Source organism: Microbacterium lemovicicum (assembly GCF_003991875.1).
Classification (GTDB): Bacteria; Actinomycetota; Actinomycetes; order Actinomycetales; family Microbacteriaceae; genus Microbacterium; species Microbacterium lemovicicum.
The window spans coordinates 2,489,185-2,505,794 of record NZ_CP031423.1; the positions used below are offsets into that span (position 1 = coordinate 2,489,185).

Genomic DNA, 16,610 nt, shown 5'->3' on the forward strand with positions numbered 1-16,610 from the left:
GCACCGTCACCCTGCGGCGACGGGCGGGAGGTCTCCGGGCGGCTTGCGGAAGCGGAACGTGCCGCCGGTGGCGGCCAGCCAGCATCCGACGATCACGATCGGGAAGCCGATCAGCAGTCCCGGGGTGACCTCTTCCCCCAGGATCAGGACGCCGAGGAGGATCGCGATCACAGGGTTCACGTAGGTGAACAGCGGCGCGCGAGCGGGACCGACGGTGTCGATCAGCGCGAAGAAGACGACGAACGCCACGGCCGTGCAGACGACCGCGAGGGCGATGAGCGCGGTCGTGCTGGTGAGTGTCGGAATTTCGTGCTGGGTCAGCAGCGCGATCGGCAGGTAGAAGACGCCGACGGCCGCGAGCGCCAGCACCACCGTGCCCAGCGACGGCACGTCGGCGAGCTTGCGGGCGACGATGAAGGGCGCGACGGCGTAGCAGACGGCCACGACGAGCAGCTCGCCGATCGCGAGCAGGGCGCCCGGGCCGCCCACCGCGAGGCCCGGCCCCGCGACGATGAGGGCGACGCCGCCGAATCCCACCGCGAGGCCAATCGCCCGCGATGGGCGCAGCACGGAGCGGTCGCCGCCGACGACCGCGATGAGCGCGGCGAACAGCGGGACGGTCGCGACGAGGAGCCCGGTCAGACCGGAGGGCAGCGTCTGCTCGGCATGGCCGAGGAGGAGGAAGGGCCCCGCCATCTCGACAGCGCCGAACAGCAGCACCCAGCCGATCTTGCGCCATGCCGGGCGGAGTGCCCCGCTGCGGAGGGCGAAAGGCAGGAGCAGCAGTGCTCCGACGAGGGTGCGTCCCGCGACGACGGATGCCGGCGAATAGCTGTCGACGGCCTGCTTGATGAAGAGGTAGGGCATGCCCCAGATGAGCGACATCGCGCCGAAGAGCAGCCACGCGCGCGGAGTGAAGCGCGCCGCCACCGCGGCCATCAGGCGGCCTGGCGCGTCGGTGCGCGCATCAGACCGTGCGGCGCGTCGCTGCGCGCATCAGACGGTCCGGCGTCCCTCGAAGGCGCGGCCGAGCGTCACCTCGTCGGCGTACTCGAGGTCGCCGCCGACCGGGAGGCCGGAGGCCAGGCGGGTGACGGTGATCTCGAGCGTGCGGAGGAGCCGGCTGAGGTACGTCGCGGTGGCCTCTCCCTCGAGGTTCGGGTTCGTGGCGAGGATGACCTCCTGCACGGTGCCGTCGGCGAGGCGCTGCATCAGCTGCGTGATGCGCAGGTCGTCGGGGCCGATGCCGGCGATGGGGCTGATCGAGCCGCCCAGCACGTGGTACAGCCCACGGAACTCGCGTGTCCGCTCGATCGCGGCGACGTCCTTCGCGTCTTCCACCACGCAGATGAGCGTGAGGTTGCGGCGCGGATCCCGGCAGATGGCGCAGCGGTCCTGCTCCGACACGTTGCCGCAGATCTCGCAGAAGCGCACCCGCTCGCGGACGTCGCGCAGCAGCTCCGACAGGCGCGAGACGTCGAAGGTCGGCGACTGGAGGATGTGGAACGTGATGCGCTGCGCCGACTTGGGTCCGATGCCGGGGAGGCGGCCGAACTCGTCGATCAGGTCCTGGACGATGCCGTCGTACATGTCAGCCGAACCTCGTCGGGGACTGGTGCGGCTCCTCGCGGACGAAGCGCGCGTTCAGCATCTGCCGGACGACCGCCTCGCCGTAGCGCTGCACGCCACCGGAGCTGACCGGGAGTCGGGGAGCGACCACGGGCGGCACGGGCGCGTCGGCGACCGGCGGGGCGATCTCCTCGGCGTCGTCGATGTCGTCCTCGGACACCGGCTCGACGACGGCATCGGGGAGCACCTCACCCTCGCGCGCCGGCGCGAGGGTGGCCGTCTGCAGCGGGGACGGCGACGCGGACGCCGCGTCTTCGGGCTCGTCGTCGACGGCGAGCGGGGCGGCGCCCGCACCGTTGTCGCGCGCGCCGAACACCCGCGATGCGGACGCCTCGCCGGGAGCGTCGACCGGGATGGCCGCGACCGCCCATTCGGTGACGGACGCCGAGGCGCGCGCCGCCGTCGGACGGCTGTCGCTCCGGCGCGGCTCGCTCTGGCGCGGCTCGCTCTGGCGCGGCTCGCTCGGGCGCGTGACGCCATCACCGCTGTGCGGCGGGCGGCCCGGCTCGGGGCCGTCGTCGTCCGGGCCCGGATCATAGGGCTCATCGGGCGGGATGTCGGGCGGACCGTCGGCCGGAGCCGGACCCGCGTCGTGCCGGGCGATGTACTTCACGCGGATGCCGAGCACGGCGCTGATGGCTTGGCGCAGGTCTTCGCTCGGCCCCTGGCCGGCGTTGAGCTGCTTGAACTTCGCGACGTCGCTCTGGCTCTGGAAGGCGAGCGTGAGCACGTCGTCGGCGAAGGACAGGAGGCGGGCGTTGCTCGCGACCAGCCAGGACGCACGACCGATGCGCTCGAGTCGGCCGAGGATCTCGGGCCAGGAGTCGCGCAGCATCTGCAGCGTGACCGGCGCCGTCGGTGCCGCCGTGGGGTGCGGGGCCGCGGCGGGGGCATCGGGTGCCTCAGCGACGGGCGGAGCCGCAGTGGGGACATTCGCCTCGGCGACGGGTGCAGGCGTCTCGACGGGCTGCGCTCGCTCGACGGGCGCAGTCGCGGCGGCTGCGGGAGCGATAGGCGCCGCGACGGGCGCAGCTGAGGTCGGGGCCGCGGCGGCGGCTGGTGTTTCGACCCGCTGCGCTCGCTCGACAGGCGGCGTGGCGGCCGGGGTCGCGGGCGCGGGCGCGGGCGGCGCCACAGTGGGCGCGGCGACCGGAGCGGAAGCGGCGGGCGGCGCCCCAGTGGGCGCAGTGGGCGCCGCGACCGGAGCGGAGGCGGCCGGCACAGGCGTCTCGACGCGCGGCGCTCGCTCGACGACCGGTGGAGCCGCCGCCGCCGGGGCGCCGACGACCGGTGGAGCCGTCGCCGCCGGGGCGCCGGAGGCGGTGTGGGCGAGCACGCGGGCGACCATCAGCTCGAGCTGCAGACGCGGCGAGGTCGCGCCCGTCATCTCGTCGAGCGTGCCGATCACCAGGTCGGCTGTGCGCGAGAGTCGCTCAGAACCGAAGACGGTCGCCTGCCGCGTCATGCGCTCGAGCTCGTCGGCCGGAACGCCGCGGAGCACGTTGGCTGCGCCCTGGCCGGTCGCGGCGATGACGATCAGGTCGCGCAGGCGCTCGAGCAGGTCGTCGACGAAGCGCCGGGGGTCTTGCCCGGTCTGCACGACCCGGTCGATCGCGGCGAAGGCGGCCGCGGCATCCCCCGCCCCGAAGGCGTCGACGATCTCGTCGAGCAGTTCGGCGTGGGTGTAGCCGAGCAGCGAGACGGCGCGCTCGTAGCGCACGCGCACCCCGCCGTCATCGGCCGGGTCGGAGCCGGCGATGAGCTGATCGAGCAGCGAGAGCGTGTCACGCGGCGAGCCGCCGCCCGCACGCACGACCAGCGGCAGAACACCGGGCTCGACCGTGACGCCCTCGGCCTCGCAGAGCTCCTGGACGTACTCGAGCATGGCAGCGGGCGGCACGAGCCGGAACGGGTAGTGGTGCGTGCGCGACCGGATCGTGCCGATCACCTTCTCGGGCTCGGTCGTCGCGAAGATGAACTTCACGTGATCCGGCGGCTCCTCGACGAGCTTCAGGAGCGCATTGAAGCCCTGCGGCGTCACCATGTGCGCCTCGTCGAGGATGAAGATCTTGAACCGGTCGCGGGCGGGGGCGAAGATCGCGCGCTCCCGCAGGTCGCGGGCGTCGTCGACGCCGTTGTGCGAGGCCGCGTCGATCTCGACGACGTCGAGAGAGCCGCCGCCACCGCGACCCAGCTCGACGCAGCTGTCGCACGTGCCGCACGGCGTGTCGGTCGGGCCCTGGGCGCAGTTCAGGCAGCGGGCGAGGATGCGCGCGGACGTCGTCTTGCCGCACCCGCGCGGACCGGAGAACAGGTAGGCGTGACCGACGCGATCGCCGCGCAGAGCGGTCATCAGCGGGTCGGTCACCTGCGCCTGGCCGATCATCTCGCCGAACGCCTCGGGGCGGTAGCGGCGGTAGAGGGCGGTGGTCACGCGACCAGCCTAGGCGGTGCCGCCGACATCGCCGCCGTCGGCTCAGGCATCCAGGATCGTCGCCTCCGCAGCATCCTCCAGGTCGATCTCCGACCCCACGACCGCGTTCGGAGTGGTCACGGTGGGCACCGACACGGTGAGGAACGAGCCGTCCTCCCGGCGCACGCCGGCGAACTGCCGCAGCGACGGGCGCCCGGGGATGATCGGGCCCTGATCGGCCAGCGGGACGACGAGCTCCTCGCCGTCGGAGATGGTGTGCTCCGTCCCGCGCACAGTGAAGTTCACCGGCTCGTCGCCGCCCTGCGCGCGCAGCGTGAGCGCCTCCTTGGTCAGGCTGACCTGCAGGCGCGTGCCGTGCCAGTGCAGCACGTACGACAGCTCCGGCCAGTCCACGGGCAGCCGGGGATCGAACGACAGGTCGCCGAAGTGGTCGCGCATGCCGCCGAAGCCGGCCACGAGCGCCGTCCAGACGCCACCCGCCGACGCGACGTGGACGCCGTCCGAGGCGTTGTTGTGCAGGTCGGCGAGGTCGACGAAGAGGGACTCCTCGAAATAGGTGCGCGCCAGGTCCTGGTAGCCGACCTCCGCGGCGAGGATCGACTGCACGACGGCCGAGAGCGTCGAATCGCCCGTGGTCAGCGGGTCGTAGTACTCGAAGTCCGCGAGCTTCTCGGCGTCGGTGAAGTGATTGCCCTGCAGGAACAGCGCCAGCACCACGTCGGCCTGCTTGAGCACCTGGTAGCGGTAGATCACGAGCGGGTGGAAGTGCAGCAGCAGCGGCCGCTGCTCCGGCGGCGTGTGCTCGAGGTCCCACACCTCCTTGTCGAGGAAGACGTGATCCTGCGGATGGATGCCGAGGGCCGGGCTGAACGGGATGCTCAGCGCCTCCGCGGCGCGATCCCAGATCTCCGGCTCCGACGGGTCGAGACCGAGCCGGTCGACCATCACGCGGTACGCCTCGGGGTCGTCGAGCTCCATCTCGCGCACCGTGCGCGCGGCGAAGCGGAGGTTGAAGCGCGCCATGACGTTCGTGAACAGGTTGTCGTTGACGACCGTCGTGTACTCATCGGGACCCGTCACGCCGTGGATGTGGAACTGCTCGCCGTCGCCGTCGATCTCGCCGTCGCCGGAGCGCCAGAAGCCGAGCGTGGTCCAGAGTCGCGCCGTCTCCACTGCGATGTCGACGCCGTCGCGATGGAGGAATTCGACGTCGCCCGTCGCCCGCACGTACTTCGCGAGCGCGAAGCTGACGTCGGCGTTGATGTGGTACTGCGCGGTGCCGGCGGCGTAGTACGCCGACGCCTCCTCGCCGTTGATGGTGCGCCACGGGAACAGCGCGCCCGCCTCGTTCAGCTGGTGCGCGCGCTTCCGGGCGGCCGGCAGCATCAGGTACCGCATGCGCAGCGCGTTGCGGGCCCAGAGCGGGGTCGTGTAGGCGAGGAAGGGGAGCACGTAGATCTCGGTGTCCCAGAAGTAGTGGCCGCTGTATCCCGAGCCCGTCACGCCCTTGGCCGGCACGCCCTGGCCGTCGGCGCGGGCCGCGGCCTGCGCCAGCTGGAAGAGGCACCAGCGCACGGCCTGCTGCAGGTCGTCGTGCCCGGCGATGCGCACGTCGGACCGCTCCCAGAAGGAGTCGAGCCACAGGCGCTGCCGCTCGAACTGACGCTCGACGCCTTCAAGGCGGGCGCGGTCGAGGGTGCGGCGGCAGCGGTCGACCAGCTCGCGCGCGGGCACGCCGCGCGACGTGTGGTAGCTGACGAGCTTCGTGATCTTCGTCGGCACGCCCGCCTTCGCCTGCACGCGGAAGACGTTCTTGGCGATGTCCGGCTCGATGAGCGTGCGCGGGTCGTACTGGTTCTCGGTCTCGATGACGTGGTCCGCCGCGACCGCCAGCGTCATCCCCGACTCGGTGACCCGGTAGCTCAGCGCCGTGCGCATGCCGTCCTGCCAGTACTCCTGCGGCTGGAGGACTCGCTCGTCGAGACGATCCGTGCGCCGCGGGTCGAAGCCCGCTTTGCGCGGCGCGCTGGGCGTGCCGCCGTAGACGTCCTCGCCGTCCTGGCGGTTGACGATCTGGCTGCTGATCGTGACCGGGGCGTCGGAGTTCAGCACCGTCACCGTCATGGTCATGATCGCGAGGTGCTTCTCCTCGAACGAGACCATGCGCTCGGAGTCGAGCGACACGAGCTTGCCCGACGGCGTCTGCCACAGCACGTGGCGGCGGAGCACGCCGGCGCGCATGTCGAGCTCGCGGCGGTACTCGCGCACGTCGGCGACGTCCATCGAGAGCGGCTCGTCGTCGACGAACACGCGCATCACCTTCGCGTCGGGCGCGTTGATGATCGTCTGACCGACCTCCGCGAAGCCGTACGCCTGCTCCGCGTGGCGGATCGGGAACGTCTCGTGGAACCCGTTGATGAAGGTGCCGTCCTCGTAGGCGTGGCGCCCCTCGGGGTGGTTGCCGCGGAGCCCGAGGTAGCCGTTGCCGACGGCGAAGAGCGTCTCGGTGACCCCGGAGTCCTCGAGCGAGAAGTCGGTCTCGACGAGGGCGAACGGGTCGACGGGGAAGCGGTCGCGATCCATCATGCGGAGAACTCCTCCAGGTCGGACACGACGACGTCCGCACCGGCGTCGCGGAGGCGGTCCGCCCCCGCACCGCGGTCCACGCCCACGACCAGGCCGAACCCGCCGGCGGCCGCGGACTGCACGCCGCTGATGGCGTCCTCGACGGCGGCGCTCGCGGAGGGCTCGACCCCCAGCATCCGCGCAGCCTCGACGAAGACGTCGGGGGCGGGCTTGGAGGCCAGCCCGTCGCGCTCGGCGATCACGCCGTCCATGACGACGTCGAAGCGGTCGCGGATGCCGGCGACCCGCAGCACCTCCTCGGCGTTCTTCGAGCTCGACACCACGGCGACGGGCGTGCCGGCGGCGACCAGCCGGTCGACGAGCGCGATCGAGCCGGGATAGGCCTGGATGCCGTCGTCACGGAGAACCCGCGAGAACACGACGTTCTTGCGGTTGCCGATGCCGCAGACCGTCTCGGCCGAGGGCGGGTCGTCCGGGTCACCGAACGGCACCTCGATGCCGCGGCTGGACAGCAGGCTCGCGACGCCGTCGTAGCGCTTCTTGCCGTCGAGGTGGGCGAAGTAGTCGTCGTCCGTGTACGCGGGGGTGATCCCGCGTGCGCGGAAGAGCTCGTCGAACATCGTCTTCCAGGCGTGCATGTGCACCTCCGCCGTCGGCGTCAGGACACCGTCGAGGTCGAAGAGCACGGCGTCGAAGGAGGCGAGGTCGGGCAGGGCTGGCGTGGGCACCCCTCACAGTACCGATTGCGCGTCAGGACGCGGAAACGGAGAGCGTCTGCCGCGCGATCTCGAGCTCCTCGTTCGTCGGGACGACGAGCACGACCACGCGCGACGAATCGGTCGAGATGACGCGGATGCCGCGGCCCCGCGTCTCGTTGCGCTCCGGGTCGATCTCCACACCGGCGAAGCCCAGGGTCGCCATCGCCTCGGCGCGCACGCGGGCGGAGTTCTCCCCCACGCCCGCGGTGAAGGAGATGACGTCCACGCCGCCGAGCTGGGCGATGTAGGCGCCCGCGTACGCGCGCAGCCGGTGCACGTAGACGTCGAAGGCGAGCTGCGCGGCGGGGTCGCCGGCATCGCGGCGGTCGCCGATGTCGCGCATGTCGGCCACGCCCGCGAGGCCCTTCAGTCCGCTGCGCGAGTTGAGCAGCGTGTCGAGCTCGTCGATCGACATCCCGCCGCGTCGGGCCAGCTGGAACAGGACGGCCGGGTCGATGTCGCCCGAGCGCGTGCCCATCACGAGGCCCTCGAGCGGGGTCATGCCCATCGACGTCTCGACGGATCGTCCGCCTTCGATCGCCGCGACGGAGGCGCCGTTGCCGAGGTGGAAGACGAGCTGCCGAAGATCCTCGAGCGGACGGCCGACGAACGCTGCCGCCTCCTCGCTCACGAATTTGTGGCTCGTGCCGTGGAATCCGTACCGGCGAATGCGATGGGATGCCGCGACCTCCGCGTCGATGGCGTAGGTGTAGGCCGCCGCGGGAAGGGTCTGATGGAAGGCGGTGTCGAACACCGCCACGTGCGGCACGTCGGGGAAGGCCTTGCGCGCGGCGACGATGCCGGCCAGGTTCGCGGGGTTGTGCAGGGGCGCGAGGACGGACAGCTCGTCGATGTTGATCTCGACCAGGGGGGTGATGAGGGTGGGGGCGAAGAAGCGCGCCCCGCCGTGGACGACGCGGTGCCCGACGGCGACCGGCGCGTGATCCTCCAGCGACGGCCCCTGCGCCGCGAAGGCGTCGAGCATCACCTGGAACCCGGCGGTGTGGTCGGCGATCGGCTGCTCGAGCGTCGCGGTGGCCTCGAGCATCGTCGGCGCCGGGCCCTCGGTCTGCGGCGCGTAGACCGTGTGGCGGGCCACCCCGACCGGTTCGCCGATGCGCTCGACGAGACCGGAGGCGAGCACGCGCTCGGCGCCCATGTCGATGAGCTGGTACTTGAACGAGGAGGACCCGCTGTTCACGACGAGCACAGCACTCATCTTGATGTCCCGCTTTCTGCAGAAGTCGTCGGCGTGTTGTGCGGCGAGTGGGACATGATCACTCCCCTTGGGCCTGGATGGCGGTGATCGCGATGGTGTTGACGATGTCGTCGACGAGCGCGCCGCGCGACAGGTCGTTGATCGGCTTGTTGAGGCCCTGCAGCACCGGTCCGATCGCCACGGCACCGGCCGAGCGCTGCACGGCCTTGTAGGTGTTGTTGCCCGTGTTGAGGTCGGGGAAGATGAACACCGTCGCCCGGCCCGCGACATCCGATTCCGGCATCTTGGCGGCGGCGACGGCCGCATCCGCGGCCGCGTCGTACTGGATCGGCCCCTCGACGGGGAGCTCCGGCGCGCGCTCGCGCACCAGCAGCGTGGCCGCCCGCACCTTCTCGACGTCGGCGCCCGAGCCCGACTCGCCCGTGGAGTACGAGAGCATCGCCACGCGCGGGTCGATGCCGAACTGCGTCGCGGTCGCGGCGGAGGAGACGGCGATATCGGCCAGCTGCTCGCTCGTCGGATCGGGGATGACCGCGCAGTCGCCGTAGACGAGCACGCGGTCGGCGAGCGCCATGAGGAAGACGGAGGACACCACCGACACCCCTGGCTTCGTCTTGATCACCTCGAACGCGGGACGGATCGTGTGGGCGGTGGTGTGCGCGGCACCCGAGACCATGCCGTCGGCGAGGCCCAGGTGCACCATCATCGTGCCGAAGTACGACACGTCGGTGATGGTGTCGGCCGCCTGCGCGATCGTCACCCCCTTGTGGGCGCGGAGGCGCGCGTACTCCTCGGCGAACTTCTGCACGTGCACGGCGTCGAACGGCGAGAGCACCTGGGCTCCGCGGATGTCGATGCCCAGCTCGATGGCGCGGGCGCGCACCTCGATCTCCTCGCCGAGGATCGTGAGGTCGGCGATGCCGCGGGCGAGCACGGTGGCCGCGGCGCGGAGGATCCGGTCGTCGTCGCCCTCGGGCAGCACGATGCGGCGGCGCGAGGCGCGCGAGCGCTCGATGAGGCCGTACTCGAACATCAGCGGGGTGACGACGGTCGCCCGCGCGAGCCCCAGCGCCCTGCGGAGTTCATCCGTGTCGACATGCTGCTCGAACAGCGACAGCGCGGTGTCGTAGCGACGCTGCGAGTCGGCGGCGAGGCGCCCGCGCGTGCTCATGATGCGCACCGCGGTCTCGTACGTGCCCAGATCGGTCTGGATGATCGGGACGGTCGAGCCGAGGCCGTCGATGAGCCGGTCGATGGACTCCGGCAGCGGGAAGGGACCGTTCAGTACGATGCCGCTGATCGACGGGAACGTGCCGGAGGAGTTGGCCAGCAGCGTCGCGAGCAGCACCTCGGTGCGGTCGGCGGGGATGACCACGACGGCGCCCTCGGTGAGGCGCGGCAGCACGTTGACCATCGACATGCCGGCCACGACCACGCCGAGCGCCTCGCGGGTGAGCAGCTCCGGGTCGCCCTTGATCTGGCGGCCGTCGACCGAGCGCAGGATGCCGCGCATCGACGGCGCGACGAGGAACAGGTCTTCGGGAAGCGTCCACACGGGCACCGCGTGCCCGACCGAGGCGCGCACCGACGCGTCGATCGCGGAGACGGTCTCGGCGAGGGTGTCGGGGTCGGCGCGGTTGGCCACGACGGCGAACAGCTCCGCACGTCCGTGCGTCAGCTCGGTGAGCGCCAGATCGGCGATCTGCCCCATCTCCCCCGGCGTCCGCGCGAGGGAGCTCCCCAGCTGCTCCTGCTGTCCCTGCTGCGACCGGCCGCCGAGCACGAGGAGCACCGGGGCGCCGAGGTTCGCCGCGATGCGGGCGTTGTAGGTGAGCTCCGCCGGGCTGCCGACGTCGGTGTAGTCGCTGCCCAGGATCACCACCGCGTCGCACTGCGCCTCGACCGCCTTGTAGCGCGCCACGATCTCGGCCAGAGCGGCCTCCGGGTCGGCGCGCACGTCGTCGTAGGTGACGCCGATGCACTCGTCGTAGTCGAGGTCGACGCCGTCGTGCGACAGCAGCATCTCCAGGACGTAGTCGGCCTCGGCCGTCGAACGCGCGATGGTGCGGAAGACCCCCACACGAGGGGTGGCGAGGCTCAGCGCGTCGAGCACCCCGAGAGCGACCGTCGACTTGCCGGAATGCCCTTCGGCGGACGTGATGTAGATGCTCTGCGCCACGGCACCACCCTACGTCGGCGAGGTGTCACGGCGAGGGGAACTCCTCTTAACGTGAAGACTCTCCGCGAACCCGGCAGAGCCCGGTTACCCTTGCTACGTTTCCGTCCTGGGGGAGTTGGCCTGGATGCCGCCTCGCGGAGAGCTGGTTCCAGTCTAGAGGACGACGACGCCGCTCCTCCCCACGTTCTCCCAGGAGCCCTCCCGTCACCCTCGGGTTACGATCGAGTAACAGCGCGAGGTGGCGTCCCGCCGCCGGCGCCGACCCGATGGAAGGCCATGGACGACCTCTCTCCCGCCGCGCCCGCCGCGCCCGCCACCCGTGCCTCCGCGCGCACGCCCGAGCCCATCGGCGCCGAGACGTTCGACCGAATGACCTCCGGCATCCTCACCTCCGTCGGCCGCGTGATCGACGGCAAGCCCGAGGCCGTCCGCAGTGCGCTCATCGCCCTGCTCGCCGAGGGTCACCTCCTCATCGAGGACGTGCCCGGCGTCGGCAAGACGATGCTCGCCCGCGCACTGGCCGCCACCGTCGATGCGTCGGTGCGCCGCATCCAGTTCACTCCCGACCTCCTTCCGGGAGACGTCACCGGCGTGAGCGTGTTCGACCCGGTGGGCCGCGAGTTCGAGTTCAAGCGCGGCGCGATCTTCGCGAACATCGTCATCGCCGACGAGATCAACCGCTCCTCCCCCAAGACCCAGTCCGCTCTCCTGGAGGCGATGGAGGAGCAGCAGGTCACGGTCGACGGCGAGACGCATCACCTCCCCGAGCCGTTCCTCGTCGTCGCCACGCAGAACCCGCTGGAAATGGAGGGCACCTACGCGCTCCCGGAGGCCCAGCGCGACCGCTTCATGATGCGCATCTCGATGGGCTACCCCGACCCGCGGTCGGAGGCCCTGATGCTCCGGCAGCGCGACACGGTGAATCCTCTCGAGGCCCTCTCCCCCGTCGTCACGGCAGCAGAGGTGTCGGCTCTCATCGCGTGGGCGCGAGCCGTGCACGTCGCCCCGGCGATCGAGGAGTACGCCGTCGGCCTGGCCAACGCGACCCGGTCGCACCCCGATCTGCGGCTGGGCGCCAGCCCGCGCGCCACGCTCCAGCTCGTGCGCGCCGCCAAGGTGTGGGCGGCGCTCGACGGTCGCGAATACGTCATCCCCGACGACGTCACCGCGCTGCTCGCCCCCGTCTTCGCGCACCGCCTGATCCCCACCCGGGCCTCCGGCGGCGCCCGTTCGCGCAACAGCGCCGACACCATCACGTCGATCCTCGAGCGCATCGCGGCGAACGTGCGCGTGCCGCTGGCCGCGCGCGCCTGAGCGGGCCGGCACCCATGCGACGCCTCTGGCCGTTCACCGTGCGGGGCACGGGGGCGCTGGCGCTGGCGCTCGGATGCTTCATCCTCGCCGCCGAACTCGGCGTCATCGAGCTGGTCTACTTCGGCGTGCTGCTGCTGGCCGTGCTCGTTGCGAGCCTCATCTCGCTCCACCTCGCCCACCGCACCGAGAACGTGTCGCGCGCGCTCGATCCCGACGTGGTGGCCGTCTCGCAGGACGCGGTCGTCACGGTGCGCGTCGGCGTCCGCACCGCGATGCCCAGCGCGCCGGGCGCCTGGCGCGACGCCCTTCCGCGCGGGCTCTCGGGCCGCGCGCAGGGCATCTTCCCCGCACTCGGCTCGGGGCTCCGCTCCGGCGACCGGTCCGTCGACCTCGTCTACACCGTGACCGGCGTGCGCCGCGGCATCCATTCCATCGGCCCCCTGTCCGTGACCTCGTCGGATCCGTTCGGGCTCACCCGCCGCCAGAACCTCCTCGGCGATCGCACGCGCGTCGTCGTCGTCCCGGCCGTGGTCGAGCTGAGCGCCCTCAGCGCGGTCGCCGGCGACACCGGCGGCACCCTGCACTCCACGACCAACCAGCTCGGTCAGGGCGCCGACAACCTCATCGCGCGGCCCTACAGCCCCGGCGATTCGATGCGGCGCATCCACTGGCGGGCGACCGCGCACGCGGACTCGCTCATGGTGCGCCAGGAGGAGCAGGAGTCGACGCCCGAGGCCACCGTCGTGCTCGACCGCGGGGCGCTCCGGTGGGCGACCGACGCGATGATCGCGCCCGGCAACGATCCGGGCTTCGAACGCGCCGTCTCGGCGTGCGTGTCGGTGGTGTCGCGGCTGGTGCTGGACGGCTACGCCGTCGAGGTGATCGACTCCGACGGCACGCCCCTCGCCGAGCCGATCGACGGCGGCGAGTCGGTGCAGGTCGAGGAGCTCACCCGCCAGCTCGCGACCCTGACGAGCCGGCGCGACGACCACCTTCCGCGCCTGCCGCACCTGTTCACGGGCGCGACCGCCGGACCCGTGATCGTCATCACGGGTCGCTTCGACGGGGAGGATGCCGCGGCTCTCGCCCCGCTCGCGCACCACACGACGTATCCGCTGCTGCTCGCCGTCTCGCCGTCGGACGGCGGCCTCGAGCGCGCCGCCGAGGTCGGATGGCGGACGGCGGCCATCGGCCTGGACGACGACCTGCCGTCGGCGTGGTCCATGGCGGTGGACCGGGGGGTCGGTCGTGTCGTCGCCTGAGATCAGAACGCGCCGGCCGGCCGAGCTCGCCCTCACGATCGGCGTGTTCGTCGCGGTCTTCGCATCGCTCCTTCCGCTGCTCCGGGTCGTCGAGTCCGGCTCGTGGGTGCCCGGTGCGGTCGTGCTGTCGGCGATCATCCTCGCGATCGGCTACATCTGCCGGTGGTTCCGGCTTCCTGCCGTGGCGGTGAGTCTCGTGGAGGCCGTCGTCTGGGTCGTGATCGTCACCGTCTCGTTCCTGCGCGACACGGCACTGTTCGGCCTGATCCCGACCCCGGAGAGCGTGCGACGGGTCCCCGATCTCCTGCGCTCCGCGTTCGACGCGATCGTGCAGGGTGCCGCTCCGCTCCCGCCCGAGGCCGGACTGACCTTCTTCATCGTCGCGGCGATGGGCCTGCTCACCATCGTCATCGACCACGTCGTGCTCACGGCGCGGATGCCGCTGCTGGCCGCCGTCGGGCTCATCGCCATCTCCCTCATCCCCTCCATCGCGGTTCCCGGCCCGATCAACGTCGTGGCGTTCGTGCTCCTGGCCGTCGCGATCCTCTTCCTGCTGCGGATCGAGGTGCGCTCGCGGCACCGCTCGAAGGCGGCGCCGCAGACCTCGCGCTCGGTGGCCGGCGGGGTCGGCGCGACCGCGATCGGCATCGGCGCGATCGGCGTCGTCGTCGCCCTCGTCGCCACGCCGCTGCTGCCCGCTCCGGTGACAGCCGGAGGGGTCGGCAACGGCATCGGCGCCTCCATCGATCCGACCCTCTCGCTCGGCGACGACCTGCGCCGCCCGGCCGACGTGGACGTCCTCCGGGTGCGCACGAGCGCGCCGAGCGCGCCGTATCTGCGCGCCGTCACGCTGTCGACATTCGACGGCGACGTGTGGCAGCCCGACCGCTCGCGCACCCTTCCCCTCGGCGACGCCGACTCCCTGGGGCCGGTGACGGTCGACGACGGCATCACCCTGACCGAGAACTCGACGCTCGTCGAGGTGCAGAACCTCGTCACCCCGTGGCTCCCGGTCGCGTTCCCCGCCGTGGAGGTCACCGGCCTCAACGGCGACTGGGGCGCGGTGCCCGCGAACCGCACCGTCGTGAGCCGTGACGGCTCCTCACAGGGTCAGCAGTACCGCATCGTCACCGACCAGCCGCGACCCACCCTCGAGCAGATCCGCGCCCGCAGCGCCGACGGCGCCGGACTCGGCCCGGAGCTCCTCGCTCTGCCGGCCGATCTCCCGCCCGTGATCGCGCAGACGGCGGCCGAGGTCACCGGGGCCTCCTCGTCGGACTACGACAAGCTCCACGACCTGCAGTCGTGGTTCCGCGGCTCGGACTTCCGATACTCGCTGGAGGCCCCCGTCGAGGAGGGCTTCGACGGATCCGGCGCCGACGCCGTGGCCGACTTCCTGGACGTCAAGGAGGGGTACTGCGTGCACTACGCCTCCGCGTTCGCCCTCATGGCGCGCACCCTCGGCATGCCGTCGCGCATCGTCGTCGGCTACCTCCCCGGCACGAGCACCGGCGAGATGCAGGAGAAGCAGACGGTCTACACCGTGCAGAGCGGACAGCTGCACGCATGGCCCGAGGTCTTCTTCGGCGGCGTCGGCTGGGTGCAGTTCGAGCCCACCAACAGCCTCGGGGTTCCCACCAACTTCGCCTCGGAGACGCTCGCGACCGGCAACCCCGGCGAGACGCCAGAGACGGCCCCCGAGCCGGCGGCCTCCGCCTCCCCGCTGTCGACGATCGACCCCCTCGACGACGGACTCCCGTCCGGCGACGTGCAGGCGGGCGCGACGCGCAGCGCGACGGCGGCCGTGCCGACGGTCTCGCTGGTGCTCGGCATCCTGCTGGCTCTGGCCATTCCGGCGATCCTTCGCGTGCTCCTGCGGCGACGGCTCGTCGCCTCCGCTCGCAAGGGCGACGCGGCGGCCGCCTGGCGCAGCATCCAGGACCAGGCTCTGGATCTGGGCATCGCGGTGCCGGCCAGCGAATCGGCGCGGCTGCTGGGCGCCCGGCTGGTCGCGGAGCACGGGGCGCCCTCCGACGCCATGTCGGTGCTCGTGCAGGCGATCGAGCGGGCGAGCTACGCTCCGGGACATCGGCTGCACCCCGAGCGGGGCCAGGAGATGACGGATGCCGCGGCCGCCGTCCGCGGATCGATGCTGCGCTCCGTCGCACCGGCACGCCGGCTGCTCGCCGTCGCGGCACCGCGGTCGCTGGTGGTGCGTCCGGGAAGCGTCTACGCCGGGACCGTGCAGGCCGGGTCGCGCTGACGCCGCGGGAGGTGCACAGGGCGGTCCGGGCGGCAGGGTAGGATGGTCGACGGCCCTCCGGGGCTCAGGAGGATTCGCCTAGTGGCCTATGGCGCACGCTTGGAAAGCGTGTTGGGTGCAAGCCCTCGGGGGTTCGAATCCCCCATCCTCCGCCCTTGCGCTCTCCTCGGAGAGCACCACACCCCGCATCCCGATGCTCCTCCACGGTTCGACGACGATTCGTGGAGCATCGGGAAGACCCGATCGCCGAGGCCCGCCGATGAGTGAGACCGCCCCGCCGGCACCGCCGCTCCCCGCCGTCGTCCCTCCCGATGCGCGCCGCGCGGTGGCGCTCGTCGTCGGCGTCGTGGCCACGGTCGCCTTCGTCGCGCTGCGCGTCGCGGTCGACATCGGCAACCGCGCACCGTTCCCGATCGACGAGTGGTGGCACGGGCTCATGGTCGCGAGCGCCAGTGATCCTGTCACGACGCTCGCGAGGATCCCCGCGACCGTCGGCGGCACGATCGGCATGATCATCACCGGGATCGTCATCATCCTCCTCTTCCTGTGGCGGAGACGACCGTGGGATGCCGCGACGCTGGCTGCGGCGATGGTGCTGGTCGTCGCCATCGGCACCACGCTGGCGGCTGTGATCGCCCGCGTGCGACCCGCCGATTCGATGGCGGAGGCCAACGCGACGTCGTTCCCGTCCGGCCACACCGCCGTCGCGACGACCGTCGCGCTCATCCTGGCGCTGCTGCTGCGCCGCTGGTACGTCTGGATGCTCGGCGTCTGCTGGGTGCTGGGGATGATGTGGAGCCGCACCTACCTGCGCGCCCACTGGCTGAGCGACGTGACCGCGGGCATGCTGGAGGGCATCGCGGTCACCTGCCTCGTGTGGTGCGCCATCGAGGCGTATCGCGATCGCCGCGCAAGAGGACGGACCGCGCTCGCGTCCGCCGTCGCCGACTGAGAGGACACCACGTC

General features: G+C 71.8%; 11 protein-coding genes, 1 tRNA gene and 1 other RNA gene. 5 read left to right on the plus strand and 8 right to left on the minus strand.

All coding sequences use genetic code 11. The features are described 5' to 3' along the window. Window positions 1-6 precede the first annotated feature (6 nt). From CVS47_RS11675 to ffs, 8 genes are all read right to left on the minus strand, one after another. Window positions 7-939: a DMT family transporter gene (locus tag CVS47_RS11675; RefSeq protein ID WP_127096233.1), complete on the minus strand. Its 933-nt coding sequence runs from the start codon at window positions 937-939 to the stop codon at window positions 7-9. A 57-nt stretch (window positions 940-996) separates the two neighbouring features. Continuing rightward, on the minus strand, window positions 997-1,590 hold the full coding sequence (gene recR, locus CVS47_RS11680) for a recombination mediator RecR (protein WP_127096234.1): 594 nt from the start codon (window positions 1,588-1,590) through the stop codon (window positions 997-999). A gap of 1 nt (window position 1,591) precedes the next feature. Beyond that, window positions 1,592-4,063, minus strand: coding sequence for a DNA polymerase III subunit gamma and tau (locus tag CVS47_RS11685; RefSeq protein ID WP_127096235.1), 2,472 nt, complete (start codon window positions 4,061-4,063; stop codon window positions 1,592-1,594). A gap of 42 nt (window positions 4,064-4,105) precedes the next feature. Further along, entirely contained in the window at window positions 4,106-6,649 is a 2,544-nt protein-coding gene (locus tag CVS47_RS11690; protein ID WP_127096236.1) for a glycoside hydrolase family 65 protein, read from the minus strand. Beyond that, a complete protein-coding gene (locus CVS47_RS11695) occupies window positions 6,646-7,377 on the minus strand; it encodes an HAD family hydrolase (RefSeq protein WP_127096237.1) in 732 nt (243 codons plus the stop codon). The genes CVS47_RS11690 and CVS47_RS11695 overlap by 4 nt, the downstream gene beginning before the upstream one ends. Before the next feature lie 22 nt (window positions 7,378-7,399). Next, entirely contained in the window at window positions 7,400-8,626 is a 1,227-nt protein-coding gene (locus CVS47_RS11700; protein WP_127096238.1) for an acetate/propionate family kinase, read from the minus strand. Between the two features lie 58 nt (window positions 8,627-8,684). Next, a complete protein-coding gene (pta, locus tag CVS47_RS11705; protein ID WP_127096239.1) occupies window positions 8,685-10,805 on the minus strand; it encodes a phosphate acetyltransferase in 2,121 nt (706 codons plus the stop codon). A gap of 50 nt (window positions 10,806-10,855) precedes the next feature. Further along, window positions 10,856-10,952, minus strand: an RNA gene (gene ffs, locus CVS47_RS11710) — signal recognition particle sRNA small type. 222 nt (window positions 10,953-11,174) lie between these two features. Between ffs and CVS47_RS11715 the strand changes: the two genes are divergently transcribed. From CVS47_RS11715 to CVS47_RS11735, 5 genes are all read left to right on the plus strand, one after another. Further along, a complete protein-coding gene (locus CVS47_RS11715) occupies window positions 11,175-12,119 on the plus strand; it encodes an AAA family ATPase (protein WP_127097338.1) in 945 nt (314 codons plus the stop codon). Window positions 12,120-12,133: 14 nt separating this feature from the next. Further along, a complete protein-coding gene (locus CVS47_RS11720) occupies window positions 12,134-13,381 on the plus strand; it encodes a DUF58 domain-containing protein (protein WP_127096240.1) in 1,248 nt (415 codons plus the stop codon). Then, window positions 13,368-15,644: a transglutaminase TgpA family protein gene (locus tag CVS47_RS11725; protein ID WP_241240134.1), complete on the plus strand. Its 2,277-nt coding sequence runs from the start codon at window positions 13,368-13,370 to the stop codon at window positions 15,642-15,644. The genes CVS47_RS11720 and CVS47_RS11725 overlap by 14 nt, the downstream gene beginning before the upstream one ends. A 67-nt stretch (window positions 15,645-15,711) precedes the next feature. After that, a tRNA-Ser gene (locus CVS47_RS11730) sits at window positions 15,712-15,796 on the plus strand. A gap of 107 nt (window positions 15,797-15,903) precedes the next feature. Then, the gene (locus CVS47_RS11735; RefSeq protein WP_127096241.1) at window positions 15,904-16,596 is read left to right on the plus strand and encodes a phosphatase PAP2 family protein; all 693 of its coding nucleotides are present in this window, start codon (window positions 15,904-15,906) and stop codon (window positions 16,594-16,596) included. The last annotated feature ends 14 nt before the right edge of the window (window positions 16,597-16,610 follow it).